The sequence below is a fragment of the Clostridium sp. KLE 1755 genome, assembly GCF_000466465.2.
GTDB classification, from domain to species: domain Bacteria; phylum Bacillota; class Clostridia; order Lachnospirales; family Lachnospiraceae; genus Eisenbergiella; species Eisenbergiella porci.
In genome coordinates, this window is record NZ_KE992671.1 from 22,955 (window position 1) to 43,382 (window position 20,428).

Sequence of the window (20,428 nt, forward strand, 5' to 3'; positions counted from 1 at the left end):
CGCCCGCTCTTATGTTTGCCGCCACTCAGCAATTTCCAACAAAGCAGCGTTTTTTATAGTTTTTTGCTTTCCTGCTCACATTGGAATAACCCTGCTCATATCAGTTTATCCCTGCTCACATTGGTTACAGGCTCAATTATAGCACGCTTTAAATGTATACGCAATGGATATTTCCTTATGATGGCGGTTCTGGCACGTTTCATTACAACAGGCATGAAGATAACAAACTCATTACAGAAAACATAAATCCGTCCAACGGCTGCACAGAGCTATCTCCAAATAAAAACATAATCTTTTTCTTTCCTTCAACCGTTGGAGGGAATCCATTCTGCATTGTTTCGGATATGAAATGGCGGCGGTTATGGGCAAACTTTAACAGGAATTTCCTATAAAAAACAGATCCGCCACAGCAGTCAGCTAATGACCGCTATGACGGATCCGTACTTTCTTTTTTTCTCCGAAGCCGCCGCCCTTTCAGGATTCCGGGCGCACAGCTTTCCTAATCCTCATAAAACCTCATATCACCCCACACATCCATCAGCTTTGTCCTGTCAAGCTGCCGCGCCCCGCTCGTGCGGTCATAGATCATGACCGGGGAGTCATAGCCTGCATATTGCGGCCAGTCCTGCCCGGGATCGCCTGTCTTGATAAAATTTACCCAGCGCAGATGCACATCATTGACGATCTTCTCCACATTTTCCTTCGGTTCATCTTGAAATACAAACGCACTGAAGCCGAATTCCAGGCAGTTGAAATCGCAGGGCAGATCCATGGCGTGGGAACAAAGCATTCCTGTCTTGCGCGCCATCTGCGATATAAATTCATAACGGTACATCCATACCGGGCCATGGCCCTTCTGGGCCTGCGCCGTCCTCACCGCAGGCATCTGGAACGCATAATCCGTGGCAAAATTGATGAAAGCCATCTCCACCCCATTGACGCTGCCATCATTTCCTTTTTCATAATAATCCTTGATCCGCGCAAAGCCCGCCTCGTTGTGGTTCTTCACAAACATTTCCCTTACCATATCCCAGGAATTGGGGAAATTCGTCTGTTCCGGGCGGACAAACATGGTTCCTTCATGAAGGTTGGAGCCAATCATCAGACGGATTCCTTCTGCGCTCCCCCGCGCTATCGCTTCCAGGGGCCTTTCCGGCAAAAGGTCGTCAATGGAAACGGTAGGCAGGAAAATGCCGGGATTGCGGTACTGATGCTCTTTTGCCACATATTCGTTTCCCTTTAGTACCTCATAGGCATCGATTTCCTTCAGTCTCGGCAGATCCTTTTCTGTCCAGCCTATTCCCTCCAGAAAAAGGTCAATGTTTTTCTTTGCCGTCTCTTTGGTAAAAAAGCAGTTCGGCAGGGCGCTGGAAGCGATTACCTGCCCGAAGGTACCCTTTGCGCCCGGCGCGGCCATCAGCGCTATCATGGACGTTCCCCCGGCGGATTCCCCGGCTATCGTCACCCTTTCCGGATCGCCGCCGAAGGCCCGGATATTCTCATGAATCCACTGCATGGCAACAATATGGTCCGACAGCCCGCAGTTGCTGTCAAACTCCTCACAGCCGGGATAGCCGGTAAAATCATAAAAACCGAAGACGTTCAGACGGTATTGGAAGCTGACATATACAATCCCGTGGCTGACGAAGGATTTGCCGTGGTACAGCTCGTCGGAGGCACAGCCGGAGTTGTAGCCGCCGCCGTGGATATAAACCAGTACCGGAAGGTTCTCTCCCTCCATGGGTCTTCTGATATTTAAAGTCAGGCAGTCCTCTGAGCCTTCGCATACGCCGTCATTATACTGCACCGCCTTGGGGCCGTATGCCATCGCATCCAGCACGCCCTCCCAGGGCTTTACCGGAACCGCCCGCTTCAACCGCAGCTCTCCCACGGGAGGCATGGCATAGGGGATGCCGCGAAAAGCGATCTGGCCGTCCTCCGCAAAGCCCCTGACCTTTCCGGAGGCTGTCTCAATCACAAAATTATCCATTTTCTTTCTCCTTCCGGCCGGTACACATTTACCGGCCCGCCTCATAGGGAACCGAAGCCTCATAGGCGTTTGTCTGGAAAATCACCCGCAGCATCCGCTTCACACAGGCCTTCAGCTCCTCCCTGTCCAAAGTTCCTTCCGCCAAGGCCTTCAGGATACTTTCCTTGTCCCCCTCACAGCCCGGCATAATCAGATCGTTCCCAGCCGCTATACATCCCCAGGCGCTGCTTCCGCCCCGGGGCATCGTCGTCGTCCAGTCCGTCATGATAATCCCCTGGAAATTCCATTCCTCCCTCGCCGCCACGGTGCACAGATCCTTACTGTTGGCTGTATGCACGCCGTTAATCAGGTTATAGGAGGTCATGATCGCCATGGGCTGCGCCGTCTTCACCGCGATTTCAAAGCCCCGCAGATAGATTTCCCTGAGCGCTCTTTCGGAAACGATGCTGTCACAGCCCATGCGGTTGTCTTCCTGATTATTGCAGGCAAAATGCTTGATGGTGGTTCCCACGCCATTACAGCTTTGAACCCCCTTCGTAATGGCCGCCGCCATACTGCCGCTTAACAGCGGATCCTCGGAAAAATACTCAAAATTTCTGCCGCAGAGCGGGTTTCTGTGGATATTCATGCCAGGGGCAAGCCACCAGCTCACTCCGAAGGCTTCCATTTCCGCCGCCACGGCCCGGCCCACTTCCTCCACAAGCCCGGTATCCCAGGACTGGGCCAGAAGGGTGCCCACCGGGAAGGCGGTGGCGTACTGATAATAGGTATCCGTATTTTCATGCACCGTCTGGTCGGCGAAAATACCGCCCTCCAGCGCCCCGAAAATCCCCTGGCTGTTGATCCGCCCGGTGGCCCGATCCACCTCATAGGACTTCATCAGCCGCAGCCCCGCCGGGCCGTCCGCCATAGGCACTCCGGGCACTCCGTATGCTTCCTCCAAACAGCTGCTGGTCTCTCCGGCGGCTCCCGGCACCATAATGCCCGCGGAGCCAAGCGCCTGCCCCTGTCCTTTGCTGATTTCCCCGATGACCATGGCCGTCAGCTGTTCCTCCGAAAGCTTTGCAGTCAGCTCCTCCGCCATTTTTTCCGCCTCCGTCACAGGATAGCTCCCGGCGGTTTCCTTTACGGGAACACAGGTGATTGGAAGGATGCCCCGCGCCTTCGCTTCCTCCTTCCAGGCCCGCTCCATCAAAAGCCGCAGGTCTTTGGGACAGGACAGCTCCTTTAAAGGCTCCTGCAAAGGCAGGATATGCTTCACCGCTTCAATAACGGTATCCTCCTCTACCTCCAGCACGCCGGAGATTTCCAAGTCGGCGCAGGAATTTCCCACCCATACGCCGTACTGTCCTTTTTCCACTATCCAGGCTGATTTTTCTTCCGAGAAGGAGGCCATATTTTTAGAAGGGATTGGGATACGCAGCTGTTCGCCCTCTCCCGGCTCCAGAAGCTTCGTTTTGGCAAAACCGCACAGCCTGCGGTATTCTTTTTCCAGCCCGTCCTGGGGACAGGAGAGATATACCTGCACCACCTCCCGGCCCGCCCAGGTATCTCCGGTGTTTTTTACCGTCACCGTCACGTATGCCCCGCCCTTTTCTTCCGGGCAGACCTCCTCCGTCCGTATGGAAAAGCTTGTATAGGACAGCCCGAAGCCGAAGGGATATGCCGTTTCCTTCCGGAAGCTGTCAAAATAGCGGTAGCCCACATAAATCCCTTCCGTATAATATTCCTTCTGCACATCGCCGTTGTTGTGGCTGTAATTTTCCGCATTGGGGATATCGCCATAATCCTTCGCCCAGGTGCCGGTGAGCTTTCCGCCGGGCGTAACCTTCCCCGTCAGCACATCCGCCAGCGCATTGCCACCCTCCATGCCGGGCTGGGAAATATGCACCAGCCCCTTCAAATGGGTCAGACCCAGGATATCCTGCAGATCAATGACGCCTCCCGTATTTAAAATGACCGCCAGATTTTCACAGGCGGCATCCAGAAAGGCCAGCTCCGCTTTTTCTTCCTCCGTCAGATAATAATCCCCCGGCTCCAGGAAACGATCCGCATCCTCGCCCGCGGTGCGGCTGATCACGTAAAACACCACGTCAGCGCCCTCCACATCCGCCTGCTTCAATGCGCTTCCGGCAGGCATGCGGAAAATATGGGAGGAATATACCTCAAAGAACTTACCCTTCCCCCGTCTGGCCGCTTCCGAAAGTATTTCTTCTTTCCATTCCTCTCTGGCCTGCCGGTAAATTTCTGCATATTCCTCCAGCCAGTCCCTGTTGATAAGGGGGATTCCCGCATCCACAAAGCCCTGGTAAATGCTCACAGTCTCACGGGCATTCACATCTCCTGAGCCGGTTCCTCCTTTGATTGTCCCCACGGCGCCGCCTCCAAATAAAGCGGCCTTCGCCCCTTTTTTTAAAGGCAGCACGCCTTCATTTTTTAACAATACGATTCCTTCTGCCGCAGCCCTCCGGGCAATTTTACGGTTTCGTAATTCCAGTTCGCCGGGCGCGTTTTCCTTTGTCCCGCTGTATGTTCTGACACGCTTTTTTAATTCCATCCCTTTTCCCCTTTTCTGCAATACTCAGGCTTTTTTATAAAATGCGGTGACGAAGCATTTATATTTTCGCAGCAGCTTCTTTTTCATTACCGGATCCTCCAGCACCTGTGGTCTCGCCGCCCGTATGGCCGCCAGATCCTCCAGCATGCTCATCAGCCGGATTTCACATCCGTTGTCGAACAGCTGCGCTGCCTCCACCACTTCAATTTTATGTTTCGCATAGGGCGGAATCCGTACAATGCTCCCCGCTTCGGCTACGAACACAGCCTCGTCCGCAAAGCCCTCCAGAATGGTAAACCTCACCCTGCCCTTCGTAATATAATACAGCTCAAAATAAGGGTGGGGATCCTGGTATTCTATGGTAATACCCGCATCCAGATTCGCTTCCCATACCTCTTTTGCCCCGTTGCACTCAAAACGGCCCACCTTCAGCTTCAGCTCCCAGCCGTCGCCGCAGTGCCTGGCCCAGGCAAAGCCCGGCTCCCGGATTTCCGGGATTTCACTTTTGGGAACTACTGGTGCGATGTCCTGCACCTCCTTCTCCCGGACAAAGGATCCGTTAGCCTCCCGGTACATCCCGATAAATTCCGGATCCTCATATAAATCAGGATAGTGCTTCAATATCATGTTTTTGTTCAGGATTCCCTGCTGCATGTTAATTTCCTGGAACAGCTCCCGCCAGATGGTGCCCTCCTCCAGAAATACGAAGCCATGAGGGGTATAGGGCGGCAGGTGTACGATATCCCCGGTCTGCGCCACTGCCTTTTTGCCGCGGATGGTGCACTCTACGGAGCCCCTGGCAATAAAAAAGGTTTCATAGCCCTGGGAGTGTTCATGATAGTTCACCTTTGTCCCTGCGTGATAGATCGTATCGCTCATTTCATTTTTTTCAAAAGGTCCCTGGGGCAGATAGAAATCATTCACGATCTGGGTGCCCTCATCCACATGGCGGACCCAGTCGGAGGCTTCTTCACAGCGTACCAGATATCTTGTATTGTCTTCCATAATTATTGTTTCCTCTTTTCCGCTTCCCGGTAGGCATTGGGCGTCAGGCCTGTCTTATTCCGGAAAAAACGACCGAAATAACCCTGGCTGGCAAAGCCCAGCCGGTCCGCAATCTCTCTTACCTGCAGCTCCGAATCCGTGAGCAGCTGCTTGGCCGCAGCCAGCTTTAAGTCATTGATATACTGAAGGATGGTAATCCCTTCTTTTTTCTTGAAAATCCGCAGCAGATATTCCTGGCTGAAATGTACCTGCTCCGCCAGGTTGTACAGGGAGGTGTCGCCGTCCAGATGCTCCACAATGTACTTTTTCACCTGGTTCACCACGTCCTCGGTCTGCTTTTCCACACTCTGGTTTTTCAGGGAAAAAATGCTCTCCGCCACATGCCGCAGGTAGCCGAAGGCATCCTGCCAGTTGGCATGCATTGACACATTGTACAAATTCAGGGTGCCTACCCGAAAGGCCAGCTCCTCGTGCAGCTCCAGGCGCTTGATCCAGCCGATCAGCCGGGAGCTGATGGTGCAGTATGCCTCCAGCGCGAACAGATCGTGCATGCTCTTGACGCTCTGCAGCTCTGTCTGCAGCTGACGCAGCACATTCAGGGAATTTTCTTCCTCCATCCCTTCCAGATAATATTCCAGCCGCCACAGCATCTGCATCAGCTCCTGCTTTTTGTGCTCCGGCAGGGTTTCTTTGGCGAGTGCCTCCTTCTGCAGGCCCTCCTGCACCAGCTCTTCCCCGGACAGCCAGATCATACGGTCGCATATGCCGATAAATTCCTGCAATAGCTGTGACAGGGTGACCGGCCGTTCCCCCACCAGGATGGATACCGTCCTGCCCAGGTTCTTTTTCAGCGCCTTCTGGAACAGCTCCCCCGCGCCGGCCAGCATTTTTACAATGGTTTCCTCATGCAGCAGCTTTTCAGGCTGGAGAAGAAGTACGATGTAATTCTTGTTGTATTCAAAAAAGGCGCCCCGCATGAAATCCAGGAAATACCGTTCCAGCAGCTGATAACAGTCCTGGGTGCTATTCTGCTGCTCCTGGTAATTCTCACAGTACCAGGCTTCATGCCTGAGGAGAAGGTAATACACTTCTTTTTCCGGATCCAGATTGATCCCAAGCTGTACCGACAGCTCCCCGGTAAGCTGGGACAGGCCCCTGTATCCTTCAAAAAGCTCCCGTAAAAACATGCTTCTTTCATGGAGCAGCGGTTTCTTCTGCTGTTCCCGCTGCAGATCGGTCAGGCGTTCCAGCAGGAGGCTGTTCTCGATTTCTTCCACAGACTCCCGCAGAGCCTCCAGTATCTTTTCATCTTCCTCCGCCTTCAGCACATATTTTGCATGCTTATGTACCTTATATACATAGTCAAAATCAGAATAGCCCGTGAGAAAGATGACCTTACAGAAAGGCCATCTTTCCCTGACGATATCGTACAGCTCCAGACCTGACATCTGCGGCATGTTGATATCCATAATCACGATATCTATCTTCCTTTTTTCCAGGATGGCCTGCGCCTCTACCCCGCTGGCCGCCGTCGTCAGATCAAGCTCCAGGGATTCCTCCATGGAAAGCAGGCCGTATACGTCATCCCGGATCATTTTTTCATCATCAACAATCAAAACACTGTACATAGTTTCTTCTCACTCCTGCCGCTTTTTGGGCCAGTACCGCCTGCTGCTACTCCTTCACACTTCCCAGCGTCATACCGGTAATGAAGTACTTCTGGAGCAGCGGATAAACAAGAAGGATAGGGATAATCGCCACGAAAATCTGCGCCGCCGTCACGGTTTTCTGTGACACATTTGTCATGGCGCCCACGCTGGTCAGGTCGATGCTGGCGATATCCACCGACTGGATGACGTTACGCAGGTAGGTCTGCAGCGGATACTTGGCGGTATCGCTGATGTAAATCATGCCGTCAAACCAGGAATTCCAGTGATTTACCATGGTGAACAGACCCACGGTCGCCAGAGAGGGCTTGGATACCGGCACGATAATTTTCGTCATGATCTGGAAGTGGTTTGCCCCGTCAATCAGTGCGGATTCCGTCAGCGCATAGGGAAGGCCCCTGAAAAAGTTCAGCATCAGTATGATATTGAAGGTCTGCACCGCGCCGGGCAGTATCAGCGCCCAGATGCTGTTGTAGATTCCCACGGATTTCACTACGATAAACAGAGGGATCAGCCCGCCGGAGAATACCATGGTCACCAGGAACACCCAGACATAATATTTTCTCGCATGGAATCTTTCATCCGGCTGAGCCATGGCATAAGCGCACAGGATTGTGAGCCCTATGCTGAGCAGGGTCCCCAGGACCACTCTGACCACCGACACGCCGAAGGATTGGAAAAATTCCGGTTTTGCCAGGATATATTGATAGGAATCCAGGGTGAAATCCACCGGGAGGATGGTTACCCAGCCCGCCTGCGCCGCGGAATTGGAGCTTAAGGAAAGGGCGAACACATGCACCAGCGGAAACAGGGAGATACACATGACCAGCGTCAGGAAAAAATAGTTGACTACCAGAAATGCCTTTCTTGCAGGAGATGATTTTATTTTCATAACGGCCTCCTAAAAAATTCTGTAATTTGCAAATTTCTTTGCAAGGGTGAAGGATGAGGCGATCAGGATAAAGGAAATCACTGATTTGAACAGCCCCACTGCGGTGGAAACGCTGTACTGCAGATTCAGCATACCCAGGCGGTACACATAGGTGTCCAGGATATCGGCTTTCTGATAAACGATGGGGCTGTACAGGTTAAATACCTGGTCAAAGCCTGCGTTTAAGATATTGCCCATGCCCAGGACCGTCACCAGGATGATCTGCGGCAGGATGCCGGGCAGCGTAATATAAAGCATCTGTTTAAAATAGCCTGCGCCGTCTACCTTGGCCGCCTCGTACTGGCTCTGATCGATGGCAGTCAGCGCAGCCAGAAAGATTACCATATTGTAGCCGCAGCCTTTCCATACATCGGAGGCCACCAGGGTTCCCCGGATGGTTTCCAGACTTCCCAGGAAAAAGACAGGTTCATGGCCAAGTGCGGTAATCGCGGTATTTACAATCCCGCTGGTAGGCGAAAGAATATCCACCAGAATACCGCCCAGGACCACCCAGGAAAGGAAATACGGAACATAGATGATCGTCTGCGTCGCTTTCTTGAACACCTTGTTATTTACTTCATTTAACAAAAGAGCCAGAACCAGGGGCACGATAATGCCCGCAATGATTTTCAAAAGCGCGATGACCAGCGTATTCACCAGCACCTGCCGGAAATCCTTCATGCCGAAAATATATTTGAAATTATCAAGTCCCACCCATTCGGAGGTGAAAAACCCTTTCATCCCGCCCGACGGGACAAAGTCCTGAAAGGCGATTACAATACCTACCATGGGAAGATAGGCAAAAATGATTAATAAAATGATTGCGGGCAGCAGCATTACGTGCAGAGGCCATTCCCTCTTCATAATTGTGCCCAGGCTTTTTTTCTGTTTCATCCCAGTCCCCTTCTCTCTGCTTGCTTCACAAAAAGGGAGCGAGGCCCTTTCGCAACAGTTTACGTTGTGTGAACTCTCACGTCTTTTATGCCCAGCTCCCTTTCATGATTACTTACCTGCGTACCACTCGTTTACTTCTTCCGTTATTTTATCAAGTCCCAGAGAATTCAGCTCCTTGACAAAATCATCGAAATTGTCGGTAGTCTCAATGCCCATGATAACCTTGGTGTAATACTCCATCACCTTATCCGTCACGGTGGACATCTTCTGACCCATGGTCGGTGTGGGGCCGGTGGTGAACTTATCCCACAGGAACATATCCTTCTCATAATATTCGTTCATGGTATCGTAAGCCGACATGTCATTGCCGAAGGTCTTCATTCCGCCGTAGCTGGTCACGATATCGCCCGAGAGGTAATTCTGGATGTCATTATAGCTTACCAGCTCCTCGGCATTCAGTGAGGAGCTGTCGCCGCTCTCAAGCGCCGCCACAATATTGTTGTGGATTGTCAGATTCTTTAAGGGGAACCAGGTCTTCAGCATAACCCAGTGGAGAGGGAAGTTCAGGACGTCGTTGGCATCCTTCACCAGATAATCATTATATTCCTCTCCGGAATATCCGTATTTATCTACCCAGAAGTTCAGCATCCTCACCACTGCCTCCGGGTGCTCACATTTCTTGTTTACCACAACATAGCCTGTAATAGCGAGGGAAATCTGGGGCTTTGCATCCCCGTCCACAGCCGTGGGAATGGGAAGGGCTACCCAGTCGGCTTCTATGTCGTTCTGGACTGTGGAATTCAGGGGCCAGTTGGCGTTCCACATCAGGCCGTACTGGATGCCCGCCCGTCCGGAAGCCGCCGCTTCGGAAGCCTTTACCTCGTCATTGGAGGAGAAATCCTGTTCAATCAGCCCTTCCTGATACATTTTTGCCAGGAAGTTTAACGCATCCTTATTTTCCTCCTTCACGGAGCCATATACCAGACCGCCGTTCCCGTCTTCAATCCAGGCGGTGGGATAAGCGCCAAAGCCGTTGAAAACGCCCACGCCGTCGCCCAGTCCGGCGCTGAGGAAATTATTGTGGAATACCATGCCGATGGTATCGTCTTTCCCGTTTCCGTCCGGATCCTGATCCCGGAAGGCAACCATGACATTGTACAGTTCATCCAGGGTTTTGGGCATTTCCAGGCCCAGCTTCTTAATCCAGTCTCTTCTGATCCACAGCATGGGGGCTTTATCAATGGAGGAATCCACCAGCGGAATCGCAATGATTTCTCCCTTATCGGTTGCGGCCTCCAGCGCGGCATCTCCTTCCCCGGTCGTCCATGCCATCAGCTCATCGGATGCATATTTTTTAAATACCTCACCGATGTTCCGGTTAATCAGGTCGCTCTTGGCAAGCAGGGAAAGCTGGGAGCTGTTGACAATCATGAAATCCGGGATTTCGCCGGAGGCAATGGCCACGCTCTTCTTCTGCTGGGAATCATCCGGCGTGTTTGCCGCATACCAAAGCCAGTCGATGGAAATGTTGGTTTCTTCGGTCATCCTGGTGTAATAAACGCTGTTAAGCATGTCTTCCTTATTGAACTCACCCAAAGCCGGTGAGATTTCAAAATAAGAGGTCAGGGTAACCGGTTCCTCATATTTAAACCTGGGATCCACCTCTTCCTCGGTGACAGCGCTGGCCGCTTCACTGTTTCCCGCTGTCTGTGCACTGCCGGAATCCCCGCCGCAGCCTGCCATCAGGCTTACGGTCATTGCCGCCGCCAGCAATAACGCAATTTTCTTCTTCATGTGTTTTCCTCCTTGAGTTTTGTTTTCCTCCAGCCGTCCGTTGCCTTCCCGGCTGTGTTTTTCATCTAAGGCCAGTATAAAAAGGAAAACGGAATCCAACAATGCAACTTTCTTGATATCCCGGTTCAAAAATTGACCTGTTCCCAAACAGCGCCCCATTACCCGAACTGCCGCCTGCAAAATGTTTACTGTTCAGCCATGCCATTCATAATATGACGGACCAATCAGGCGGACCAGTTACCCAAAATATGTTCCGCCGCAGTGATCCCGCTGGTGAAGGCCAGTCCCAGACAGGCGCCCTCCGTATCATAATATGGGGCGCAGTAACAGCTTCCATTATCCACACCCGCCGCATAAAGTCCTGAAATTGGCTTCTGCTTCCTGTCAAGCACCCTGCAGAAGGCGTCCGTCTTCACGCCGCCTATGGTGCACCAGGCGCTGGGTTCATAGGCAAATACATAAAAGGGCGCCTTTGCCACCGGCTTCAGCAGCCAGCTGTTTTTCCCAAATTCCGTATCCTGCCCGGCCTCGCACATGGCATTGTAGCGCGTAACCGTTTCTTCCAGAAAAGGAAGGGAAAAATGCGCCGCCGCTTCCTCAAGGCTGCCGCAGCAAAAAGCCCAGCCCTCACTGATATCCCTTTCCAGATCCTCCGGGAAGGGCCAGGGTCCCCTGTCAAGGGCGGACTTTCCAGTCTTCCATTCCTCCGGGCGGCCATAAAAGTCGTATACCGACCTGGCAGAACGTATACCCTGGTAAAAAGCTTCGTCCAGCACCGCATAATAGCTTCCGGCGCGCAGGGTCACTTCCCCTCCCACGGAAAGCGGCTGATCCGCCAGCAGCTGTTCATCCATAAAACGGCGGCCCTCCCGGTCCACCAGCAGACCGCCGGTCATGGCCCAGCGCATATTCCCAGGAAAGCGTCCCTTCATCCTGCTGTGGTAGCCGCCGAACTCCCCGGCGCAGATTCCCCAGCTGCGATCCTCCATGCCTCCGGCCTTCAGCGCCATGGCGATCCCCGCCCCATCGCTGAGCCGGCTGCCCAGCGGGCCTACGGTAATATCCCCGAAATGCTGCTTTAGCATCTCTTCATTTCCCAGATAACCGCCGCTGGCGATGATGACCGCCTTTCCGTAATACGCCGTCTGTTCCCCGCTTTGTCCGTCAACGGCCAGGACGCCGCATATCCTGCCGTTTTCCGTCAAAAGCTCCCCGGCGCAGGCATTCAGGACCACTCTGCCGCCGTATTCCTCAAGCTTCTTTGCAAGCAGCTCCCACCGCTGCGGCGCCGGCGTTTCAAAAAAATGCCTGGCCCTGAAGCCCACACTGTATAAATCCTCCGTCAGCCGCAGTTGAATGCCGCTTTCCCTTAGCAGCGCCTCAACCTTCCTTCCGTTTCTGATACACCGGTACAGCAGGCCGCCGTCCACGGTGCCCCGAGAAAATCCATACATATGCCTAAACAACATTTCTGCTGAAACGGTGCAGTTTTCCTCCTCCTGCAAAAGAGTATCTGCCAGGGAAGGGCCGCCCGCCCTGGCCGCATTACTCACGGACAAATGCTTTCCCTTCTCCAGCACAACACAGCTCCTGCCGGCCTTTGCCAGCGTCAGCGCGGCCATCATGCCCGCGCCTCCCGCACCGATAATTACCACATCCGTATGTTCCATAAATAACCTCCACGCCGCCGGGGACAGCTTTGCCCCGGCTGATATTTTACTATTTGTTATATCCGTCACTTTGTTTTTCAGGCCTTTTTCACAGGCTCCCAGATTTCATTTTTACCGGCCCTCAGCACAGCGCTGCCGCCGTTTGCTCCCCGGAAGCTTCCTTCCATTCCCTCCGGCAGCGCCAGCTCATACTGCATGCCGCCATCCTTTGGATAATAGCGGAAGGTAACCAGCCCATATTCGGTGAGCATGCCGCCCTCCAGGTTGGGAACATAGTCCAGATGGGGACAGACCTCCACCCGCGCCGGACTGCCCGCTTCCCTGCGGATGCCTCCCATGACGCTGATCAGCTCATACATGGGTAACGCGCTCCATGCATGGCACTCGCTTCTGGAATTGGAGGGTGTTTCCGGGCAGGTGGTGCAGTGTTCCTCCAGCAGCTTAATCCACCAGTCCATCTGCCGGGCGGTGAGCTCATAGCAGCCCGCCTTTTCACAGGCGCGGAACAGCTCATAGCAGGTGGAAAAATAACAGCGCAGCACATCCTTTTCCTCAAAGGTCCTGCGCATCACCCTGCGCGCCTCCTCCCCGGAAAGCATGCCGTTTAACACCGCCCAGCTCTGGGCATGCTGGGAAAATTCCTGACAGGAGGGGCCTTCCCGGAACATTCCCCGCCCTGCATCCCAGCACAGGTTCTGGATCTGATCAGCGATGTTTTTCTGCCGTTCCCTGTACTCCTGCGCAAGGCCGGACCTGCCGGTGGCCTCATTGATTTCGGCCCCGTCAAGCAGGGCCAGTCCATACATCAGGTTAATAATGGTGGAAGGGCCTTTTCGCACCGCCGCGGGACGTCCCATGGTATCATGCCAGCTTTCCTGCCAGTCCACAAAATCCCAGTAGCCCAGATTTTCCACCAGTCCCTGCGGCCCGAGATGCCTGTCATAATATTCCAGGATGCTGTCCACATCCGCCCGGTAACGCTTCAGTATATCCGTATCTCCCGTACGCCTGTAATACTCCAGCAGCATGAAAATATAGTACAAAGAAAAGGTGGATATAATCTGCTTCGGGTTACTGGGCGCCCTGCCCTGAATCAGGCCCATGGGAAGCATGGAATCATGGAAATCCCGGAGGGCCTTCTCCGCCAGCTTCGTATCCGCGCTGCACACATAGGTAAACAGCGCCTGCAGCCTGGTATCCATAGGGTACTGCATCTGTTCCCAGAAAGGGCAGTCCATATAGGTTTCCATCATGCAGCCCTGCAGGGTGCGCACGCACATGTCATACACCTTCTCCACCCAGGGAGCGTCCGATTTGATATAGGAGCCGGGATTTAAAGGATAACCGGTCTTTAAAAGCGCAGGCCTGTAAAAACGCACTTCCTCCCCCGCCGCCTGAATTTCAATCTTTAAAAAGCGCATGGTCCTGTACCAGAAAGGCTCATAAAGCAGGCTGCCGCCATCCAGCACGATTGTATCCCTCTGCCCGTTCTGCCCGATTTCCCCATTGATGTAGTCATCCCTTTTTACCTGGTCAATGCCCTTCGTGAACTTCTCAAAATAGGTAAAGGAAATCTCCGCCCCTGCGCCGCCTTCGATTTGATATCGGAAATAGGCGTTGAAAAGCCCTTCCCCGTCAAACAGAAGCGTCCTGCGTTCCCCCGGCCGCACCGTCACGTAGGCTGCTTCCTTCATAACGCTTTCTCCCAGCTCCTTTTCAAGGACGGCCGGACGCTCATACAGCAGCGGGATGGGACGCTCCTCCATCATAAAGGTCTTGAGAATGCCGAACATCATCTCAAACCCGCATTTTACCGGCTCCAACACATCGCCGGCCCGCCAGCCGCCATCGTCAAAATCCGGCAGTCTCCAGCCGCCCGGCGTCGCATTGAAATCAATCCTTTCCGTTAGCGCGCCCATATTCCCATTCACCACCGGTTCCTTTGTAAGGAAAAACGTATTGTCCAGCCATACCTTCCAGGGGGCTTTTCCCGTTGTCACCTCCCCCAACGGATTACCTTCCTCACCTTTAAGCACGCCCTCCACGGCGAGCCTGTGCCCCGCCGGCAGGGTCGCCACGCTGTTTAACGGCGCCCGGTTGTCCCCTGGTCCTTCTTTTACATACATGCTGTCGCACAAAAGCACCTGCACGGCAAGCACGTTTTTCCCTATTTGCAGATAATCCCCCAACTCCACCGTTTCATAATAGTGCCTGAACTGATCGCTGCGGCAGGGACCGGACAGCACCGGCTGCCCGTTTACCCACAAGCGGTAGCGGGAATTGGCGGAAATATCCGCCTTCAGCTCTGCCCGTTGATCCAGCATGAAATCCAGGCGGTAGTATGCGAACCGCCCGTTCATATCCCCCTGGTATATTTTCTTTTCCTCGATCTCAGCCCTTGGCACTCCCAGCCATAATGCTTCGTTCCACATAATTTTACCTCCTCCTTCTGCGGCCATTCCAGCCTTTCAAAAAAGTATACAACAGCTTACAGCGTTACCCTCATGTCAATCCGCAGGATCACCTTCAGGCCTCCCAGCTCACTTTGTTCCAGCAGGATGCCGCTTGTTTCCCCGTAAGCCAGCTTCAGCCTGCGTTCTATATTGGAAAGCGCATGTCCGGCTGCCCGGCCCTGATAATCCTGGATGTATTCCCGCATTCTTTCAATATTTTCGCTGCTTCCGCCGCCTCCGTTATCCTCAATTACAATGCAAAGGTATGGCTCCTTAAGGGAATAGGAGATGGCGATTTGTCCGTCCTTTAAAATATCCGACATGCCATAATTATAGGCATTTTCAATGACAGGCTGCAGTATCAGCTTCGGCACAAGGAAGCCGGCCGCACTTTCCGGCAGCTGCCCTTTATGCACCGTGATTTTATCCCCGAACCGCATCTGCTGGATGTCGATATAATTCTCCATATGCTCCACCTCGCGGCTTAGGGGGATATTCTGCTCCACCTCCTTGTTCAGGAAACGGTAGTACTTTGCCAGGGAGGTGACGAACTGTATAATCTGATCATAGGACTCATTTTTAGCCATAATCCGGATCAGATAGAAGCTGTTATACAAAAAGTGCGGGTTGATCTGTGACTGCAGCTGCATCAGCTCCGCATTCTGTAAAAGCCTGCCCTGCTCCTTCACGTTTTCGATCAGCTCCTGGATGCGTTCCACCATTCGGTTGAAGGACGAATATATGTATTGAAACTCATCCTGGGGCTTATGGAAAATCCGGATTTCCAGGTTGCCCTCCTGCACCTGCCCAAACGCCTGCACCACCTTTTTCAGCGGCTTATTCACGGCGGTGTTGGTCTGATAGAGGATTTCAAAAAACAGTATGCTGATGACCAAAAGCACAACGCCCATCATAAGCAAAGCCACCATTGCCGAGCTTCCTATCCCTCTGCCGCTGCGGTAGGCAACCACGGTAATCCCGTAGCCGGGAATGCTTTCCGACATAAACAGATAGCTTGTCCCCAGGCACCTTCCCTTACCAAGAAAACTCTCTCCTCCGCCCTGCTTCTCCCATGCCCGGTACCAGCAGTCCATCAGCTGCGCCTGCGCTTCCTCCTCCACAGGCTGCTGACCAAGCACTTCCCCGCCATCCAGCACAAAAAACGCGCCCGCCTGTTCTCCGCTGCCAAACAGCTCCAGAAGCTCCTGCAGATAATCCTCCGAAAGCGTAATGCTCACGCCGAAATCAGGGACGTAATCCTCCTCTATCGAATAGGTCAGAGGGTACAGCAGCTCCATCTGCGCCTTCCCGTCGCAATATACCAGGCTGCGGGCCGTATTATCCCCATTCCTGGGTATGGGCACATATTCCTTACTGCTATGCCCCTCCACCGCGCTCAGCTCCATCTCCTGTTTGGGAAAAATAATGGTGATATCCTCAATGATATTATTCAGCGACTGAAAGCCCTGCATATTCACCAGCAGCGCCAGCATCAGCTGGGACCTTTCATACCCGTTCAGGGAGGTGTCATATACCAGGGACGAAATCCTTCCGTCGCTGACCAGATTGCGCTCCAGATTGTAAATAATTTCCAGCTGCTGCTCCAGCGCCGAAACATTATGGACAACGGCGCTCTGCATCCCGCCTATTTCCACATTTCGCTGCTGTTTCGCATATTTCAGAAAAATTATGATTGTACTCACATAGATGATTACTATGATGATTACAAAAAGAATGTACAGCTTTTTAAAAACACTCACCATACCCTGCTTTTTCATGCCCCTTCCCCCATATCAGAAGCTTTTTCCCCCTCCGGGAAGCCGGACGGGGGCGTCTTTTTGTAACGGTTCAGACGGGGCCGAACCGTTACCGCTTCCGGCCAATTAAACGCTGCGCTGTGGGCCGGATGCCTGAAGCGCCGCGTTTTTCCACGGTCTGCGCAGTAAATGCGCAGACCTGCCTGTTTCCGTTTTTTACCCTGTATAGTCCAGTATACAGGAACCCGATTGTGCGTTCAAGATACGTAACGTCCGGTACGTTCAAATTATTGCAGCTGTTTAATTAATTATGGCAGCTGTTTTGCAATCACGGCAATCCCTTCTTTGCCGGGCAGCCTGACTTCGACCCTTCCGCAGGCCTCCTCCAGCGCAGTCGTCCTTGTCATTTCCCATGCATCGATGATCTCAACCTCGTATTTTTTATCTTCCGGCAGGGTAAGGAAACACATAGCGCAACACTGTCTCGCAAAATATTTTATGTAGACCTGATCCCCGCAATGGCCATAATAGCATGCGTCCTTTGCCTGGGACAGCTCCCGTTCCTCTGTATTTACCAAAGCCCGGAACCGTTCATATGCTTCCTCCGGTTTCTCAAAAACTGTGGCCGTAATGTTCCTATCATCCGGCCCCATCACAAAAGGCTCCTTCCAGGGGCTTATGCAGGATGGCAGACTGTACAGAAAATCCTTCAGGAAAGCAATCCGCTGCGCGCTCTGCCCCTTCAAACGGCCGCCCCTGGCCCACCAGAGCACCTCGTCCTCCGAGACATAGGTTTCCCCATGGGTCACAAAGGCCCCCTGAATGCAGCCGCGCCAGAAACGGTTCACCAGCTCAAATGCGGAAATATTCCCCCAGGCCATATCGATGTTTCCCTCATAACAGCACTCGTCAAAAACCACCGGCTTTTGATACCTCTCCTGCCATTCCGCCGCCTTATGCATACCATCCGTCTGAATGCAGCAATGCGTCACATTAGGACGGGTGAAATCGTAAAAATGGACACAGTTATGATTGCTCAGCAAATGCCCATAACAGTCATTGGCAGCGACAAATTCCTCTATCTCATACCAATCCTCCATCGTGCGGTTGAACATCAGATCATATTCGTTGGCCAGGCTCCACCAGATAAAGGGATAGGCGGACAGTCTCCGGAGCAGGTAATCCAGGTGAATTTTCCATTCCTCCATACTCATTATGGAAAAGCCCCAACGGTCATAAGGATGGAACAAAATCAAGTCCGTTTCTATTCCCATATCTCCCAGCCGGACCAGGATTTTTTCAAAATGCTCCCAGTAGTCCATGCAGGGGCGGTGCACATCCCACTTCCCTTCCGCATTTTTTTCAAAAGGGAAAAACTGCGGCTCATTGTGATTGTATCTGTAATGCTTCGGAAAAATGCAATGGCGCACTTTATTAAAGGGGGCGTGCTCCAGGGTGTGCATGGTCTGTTCAATTATCTCCCCGCTCTGGTGGGCAAGGGCGTAAATGGTGGTTCCGAACGGCAGATACTTCGTACCGTCTTCATAAACAAAATGAAGGCCCTCTGTCTTTACCATACCATGTCGTCCGGTCCTTGCCGGCAGGCATTCTTCTTCCCCTGCCACAGGTCCTTCCAAGGGAATAATGCTTTCGGTTTTCCAGGAATACCGGCCGGTTTTTTTTGGGAGGAAACGTACTTTATAAGTATTGCTTCCTGCGTAGAAGCCTTTTACGGTCTTTTCTTCGCCGTCCAGATGGAATACGGTTTGGAAAGTGAACAGCGCCTGGGAGCCCTGGGGCGGTTCTCCGGTGAGGCTTAATTCGAACATTTCGTATTGATACATTTTTATTTTTTCTCCTCCGTTTTTTGTGGCTGATTGGATTTTTGGCCATTTTAAGCCTTTAGTAAAGTATAAAACGGCCGGAGCAGATCAACAATGTGACATTCTTGACCTGCTCCGGCAAAAATTGACCTGCTGCATATCAGAGGGGCCTTCTGAGGAGAGAGGGGCGGTAATATGCGGCAGGTTGGGTGTGGTTTTGGGTTTTTGGGTTATAGGTGTTTATGTTTTTGGATGATTATGGTATTGGTCGTTTATTGTATTGGGTATTTATGGTTTTAACTGTATTAGCCTAAGGCGGGCCTTCAGATGAAGCTTAGCTTTCCATTATCCGTTTCAGTATCTCAATGTCCGCAGGACAAAATGCAAATTGGGGAATCTCATCTCTACGAATCCATCTAATATCATTATGCTCCAGCTTTTGAGGAACTCCATTTTTGATTGCAGCATTAAACAATGTCAGGCGAACCTTTATATCTGGATACTCATGTACTACAGACATAAATTCTTCCTCTACAGAAAGCTCTATTGCCAATTCTTCCTCGCATTCTCTGATAAGGGCTTCCTGTTTTGTTTCACCAGCCTCAACCTTCCCGCCTACAAATTCCCACAGCAATCCTCTCGCCTTATGTGCTGGTCTCTGGCAAATCATAAATTTATCTTTATCCCAAATCAGTGCGGCAACAACATCAACTATTTCTTCCATCTCTATACCTTTTTCAAACGGAATTTGTACTCCTTACGAGTACATCCGTTTTCACCTTTCTCATCTTCATAAGTATAACTCACCAATTCAAATTTTCCTTGGTAATAGTAGTCTTTAGGAGAAAATTTTACAAATAAATGGATTTCCTTACCATCCATAGCTGCATTTTTGATTGCCAGATTCCCCTTACTCATGGCCTGATCCCCAGTTTTACCTTCTCCTGAATAAATGTATTCACCATCAGAAGTCCATTTATCGTGATAGACAAAATTACCCTCTGCCTTACTTATCGAAGAAATCAGAACCACCTTTGATGGTGTTACATTAATTCCGCGTCCAAAACCTGTTATTTTAATTCCAAACTGTTCTTCAACCTGCTGATATGTAAGGATTGGGTGTCGCGCTAAATGGTCCACATGATAATCCTCCGAAAACATATCATCTATACTTTTTGTCCTTTTTCTCTGTCCTCTTACTTTTTCTTGTGCAGCCGCCTGTTTGCTCTCTTCTTCCGCTTTTCGAGCAGCATCCTCGACTGCTCTTCTTTGAGCTTCCGCTTCCTTAATAGCATTTATTCGCTCTATCATTGTATTTTGTATGTTTGGGTCCTCTGCTATTAGGAAGCGTTCAAATGCATCAGGAAATTGAAACTGGCTTGTTTTGGTCGCAAATTGAACAGTTATATGGGAAGGTTCTTGTTCAATTACTGTTCCAACACCTAATTTGGGACTTTTCACCTTTTCTCCAATCACGTTCATTTTCTTATCTCCACTTTTTTGGCCTTCTTTTTCGGCTGGGTGAGCTGGTAGCTTAAATCTATCAGATTTTTAATTTCTTCCTCTTGGACAGTACCATCAAGAAGAATCGTAATCCAACTGTTTTTATTCATATGATAGCCTGGGAAAAAACCAGGGCGCTGCCGGAGAGCTCCGATCAGATTCGGATCACACTTAATATCAAGTATATCGATCATCTGATTTCCTGGAATACCCAATCTGCTTTCTTCAATCTTCATTACAATGGCATACCATTTGTTGCTTTCACTGTTTCTCAGCACAGCATTCCACGGAGTATCCTGCCATAAATATTCTGGAGCCGTGCCATAGCTTTGTTTTACCCAAGCAAATATCGACTTTCTATCCATAGCATTTTTACCTCTCGAT

General features: G+C 51.6%; 14 protein-coding genes. All 14 read right to left on the bottom strand.

What is annotated here, in order from left to right:
* Window positions 1-499 precede the first annotated feature (499 nt).
* The 14 genes from HMPREF1548_RS05710 to HMPREF1548_RS05775 all read right to left on the bottom strand — a co-directional run bounded on the left by HMPREF1548_RS05710 (window position 500) and on the right by HMPREF1548_RS05775 (window position 20,409).
* A complete protein-coding gene (locus HMPREF1548_RS05710; RefSeq protein WP_025490834.1) occupies window positions 500-1,990 on the bottom strand; it encodes a carboxylesterase/lipase family protein in 1,491 nt (496 codons plus the stop codon).
* A gap of 28 nt (window positions 1,991-2,018) precedes the next feature.
* Window positions 2,019-4,547, bottom strand: coding sequence for a glycoside hydrolase family 3 protein (locus HMPREF1548_RS05715; protein ID WP_021634897.1), 2,529 nt, complete (start codon window positions 4,545-4,547; stop codon window positions 2,019-2,021).
* Between the two features lie 24 nt (window positions 4,548-4,571).
* Entirely contained in the window at window positions 4,572-5,552 is a 981-nt protein-coding gene (locus HMPREF1548_RS05720; protein ID WP_021634898.1) for a cupin domain-containing protein, read from the bottom strand.
* A gap of 2 nt (window positions 5,553-5,554) precedes the next feature.
* The gene (locus tag HMPREF1548_RS05725) at window positions 5,555-7,180 is read right to left on the bottom strand and encodes a response regulator transcription factor (protein WP_021634899.1); all 1,626 of its coding nucleotides are present in this window, start codon (window positions 7,178-7,180) and stop codon (window positions 5,555-5,557) included.
* A gap of 46 nt (window positions 7,181-7,226) precedes the next feature.
* Window positions 7,227-8,111, bottom strand: a complete 885-nt coding sequence (locus HMPREF1548_RS05730) for a carbohydrate ABC transporter permease (protein ID WP_021634900.1) — start codon at window positions 8,109-8,111, stop codon at window positions 7,227-7,229.
* 9 nt (window positions 8,112-8,120) lie between these two features.
* Window positions 8,121-9,044, bottom strand: a complete 924-nt coding sequence (locus tag HMPREF1548_RS05735) for an ABC transporter permease (protein ID WP_021634901.1) — start codon at window positions 9,042-9,044, stop codon at window positions 8,121-8,123.
* A gap of 108 nt (window positions 9,045-9,152) precedes the next feature.
* Complete coding sequence (locus HMPREF1548_RS05740; RefSeq protein WP_162162494.1) at window positions 9,153-10,838, bottom strand: extracellular solute-binding protein; 1,686 nt, start codon at window positions 10,836-10,838, stop codon at window positions 9,153-9,155.
* 224 nt (window positions 10,839-11,062) lie between these two features.
* Window positions 11,063-12,508 (bottom strand): FAD-dependent oxidoreductase, encoded by a 1,446-nt coding sequence (locus tag HMPREF1548_RS05745; protein WP_025490831.1) that lies wholly within the window; start codon window positions 12,506-12,508, stop codon window positions 11,063-11,065.
* A gap of 77 nt (window positions 12,509-12,585) precedes the next feature.
* Window positions 12,586-14,940, bottom strand: coding sequence for an alpha-L-rhamnosidase-related protein (locus HMPREF1548_RS05750; RefSeq protein ID WP_025490830.1), 2,355 nt, complete (start codon window positions 14,938-14,940; stop codon window positions 12,586-12,588).
* A 56-nt stretch (window positions 14,941-14,996) separates the two neighbouring features.
* The gene (locus tag HMPREF1548_RS05755) at window positions 14,997-16,739 is read right to left on the bottom strand and encodes a sensor histidine kinase (protein WP_021634905.1); all 1,743 of its coding nucleotides are present in this window, start codon (window positions 16,737-16,739) and stop codon (window positions 14,997-14,999) included.
* 287 nt (window positions 16,740-17,026) lie between these two features.
* Window positions 17,027-18,562, bottom strand: a complete 1,536-nt coding sequence (locus tag HMPREF1548_RS05760; RefSeq protein ID WP_021634907.1) for a DUF5605 domain-containing protein — start codon at window positions 18,560-18,562, stop codon at window positions 17,027-17,029.
* Between the two features lie 313 nt (window positions 18,563-18,875).
* A complete protein-coding gene (locus HMPREF1548_RS05765; protein ID WP_025490829.1) occupies window positions 18,876-19,256 on the bottom strand; it encodes a (deoxy)nucleoside triphosphate pyrophosphohydrolase in 381 nt (126 codons plus the stop codon).
* An 11-nt stretch (window positions 19,257-19,267) separates the two neighbouring features.
* On the bottom strand, window positions 19,268-20,023 hold the full coding sequence (locus HMPREF1548_RS29835; protein WP_021634909.1) for an SRA domain-containing endonuclease: 756 nt from the start codon (window positions 20,021-20,023) through the stop codon (window positions 19,268-19,270).
* Complete coding sequence (locus HMPREF1548_RS05775) at window positions 20,020-20,409, bottom strand: MmcQ/YjbR family DNA-binding protein (protein ID WP_021634910.1); 390 nt, start codon at window positions 20,407-20,409, stop codon at window positions 20,020-20,022. The genes HMPREF1548_RS29835 and HMPREF1548_RS05775 overlap by 4 nt, the downstream gene beginning before the upstream one ends.
* Window positions 20,410-20,428 lie beyond the last annotated feature (19 nt).

Coding starts and splice junctions, on each gene's coding strand:
- HMPREF1548_RS05720 (WP_021634898.1), bottom strand. CDS start 5,552: ATGGAAGACAATACAAGATATCTGGTACGCTGTGAAGAAGCCTCCGAC.
- HMPREF1548_RS05750 (WP_025490830.1), bottom strand. CDS start 14,940: ATGTGGAACGAAGCATTATGGCTGGGAGTGCCAAGGGCTGAGATCGAG.
- HMPREF1548_RS05740 (WP_162162494.1), bottom strand. CDS start 10,838: ATGAAGAAGAAAATTGCGTTATTGCTGGCGGCGGCAATGACCGTAAGC.
- HMPREF1548_RS05715 (WP_021634897.1), bottom strand. CDS start 4,547: ATGGAATTAAAAAAGCGTGTCAGAACATACAGCGGGACAAAGGAAAAC.
- HMPREF1548_RS29835 (WP_021634909.1), bottom strand. CDS start 20,023: ATGAACGTGATTGGAGAAAAGGTGAAAAGTCCCAAATTAGGTGTTGGA.
- HMPREF1548_RS05730 (WP_021634900.1), bottom strand. CDS start 8,111: ATGAAAATAAAATCATCTCCTGCAAGAAAGGCATTTCTGGTAGTCAAC.
- HMPREF1548_RS05760 (WP_021634907.1), bottom strand. CDS start 18,562: ATGTATCAATACGAAATGTTCGAATTAAGCCTCACCGGAGAACCGCCC.
- HMPREF1548_RS05710 (WP_025490834.1), bottom strand. CDS start 1,990: ATGGATAATTTTGTGATTGAGACAGCCTCCGGAAAGGTCAGGGGCTTT.
- HMPREF1548_RS05775 (WP_021634910.1), bottom strand. CDS start 20,409: ATGGATAGAAAGTCGATATTTGCTTGGGTAAAACAAAGCTATGGCACG.
- HMPREF1548_RS05735 (WP_021634901.1), bottom strand. CDS start 9,044: ATGAAACAGAAAAAAAGCCTGGGCACAATTATGAAGAGGGAATGGCCT.
- HMPREF1548_RS05725 (WP_021634899.1), bottom strand. CDS start 7,180: ATGTACAGTGTTTTGATTGTTGATGATGAAAAAATGATCCGGGATGAC.
- HMPREF1548_RS05745 (WP_025490831.1), bottom strand. CDS start 12,508: ATGGAACATACGGATGTGGTAATTATCGGTGCGGGAGGCGCGGGCATG.
- HMPREF1548_RS05755 (WP_021634905.1), bottom strand. CDS start 16,739: ATGAAAAAGCAGGGTATGGTGAGTGTTTTTAAAAAGCTGTACATTCTT.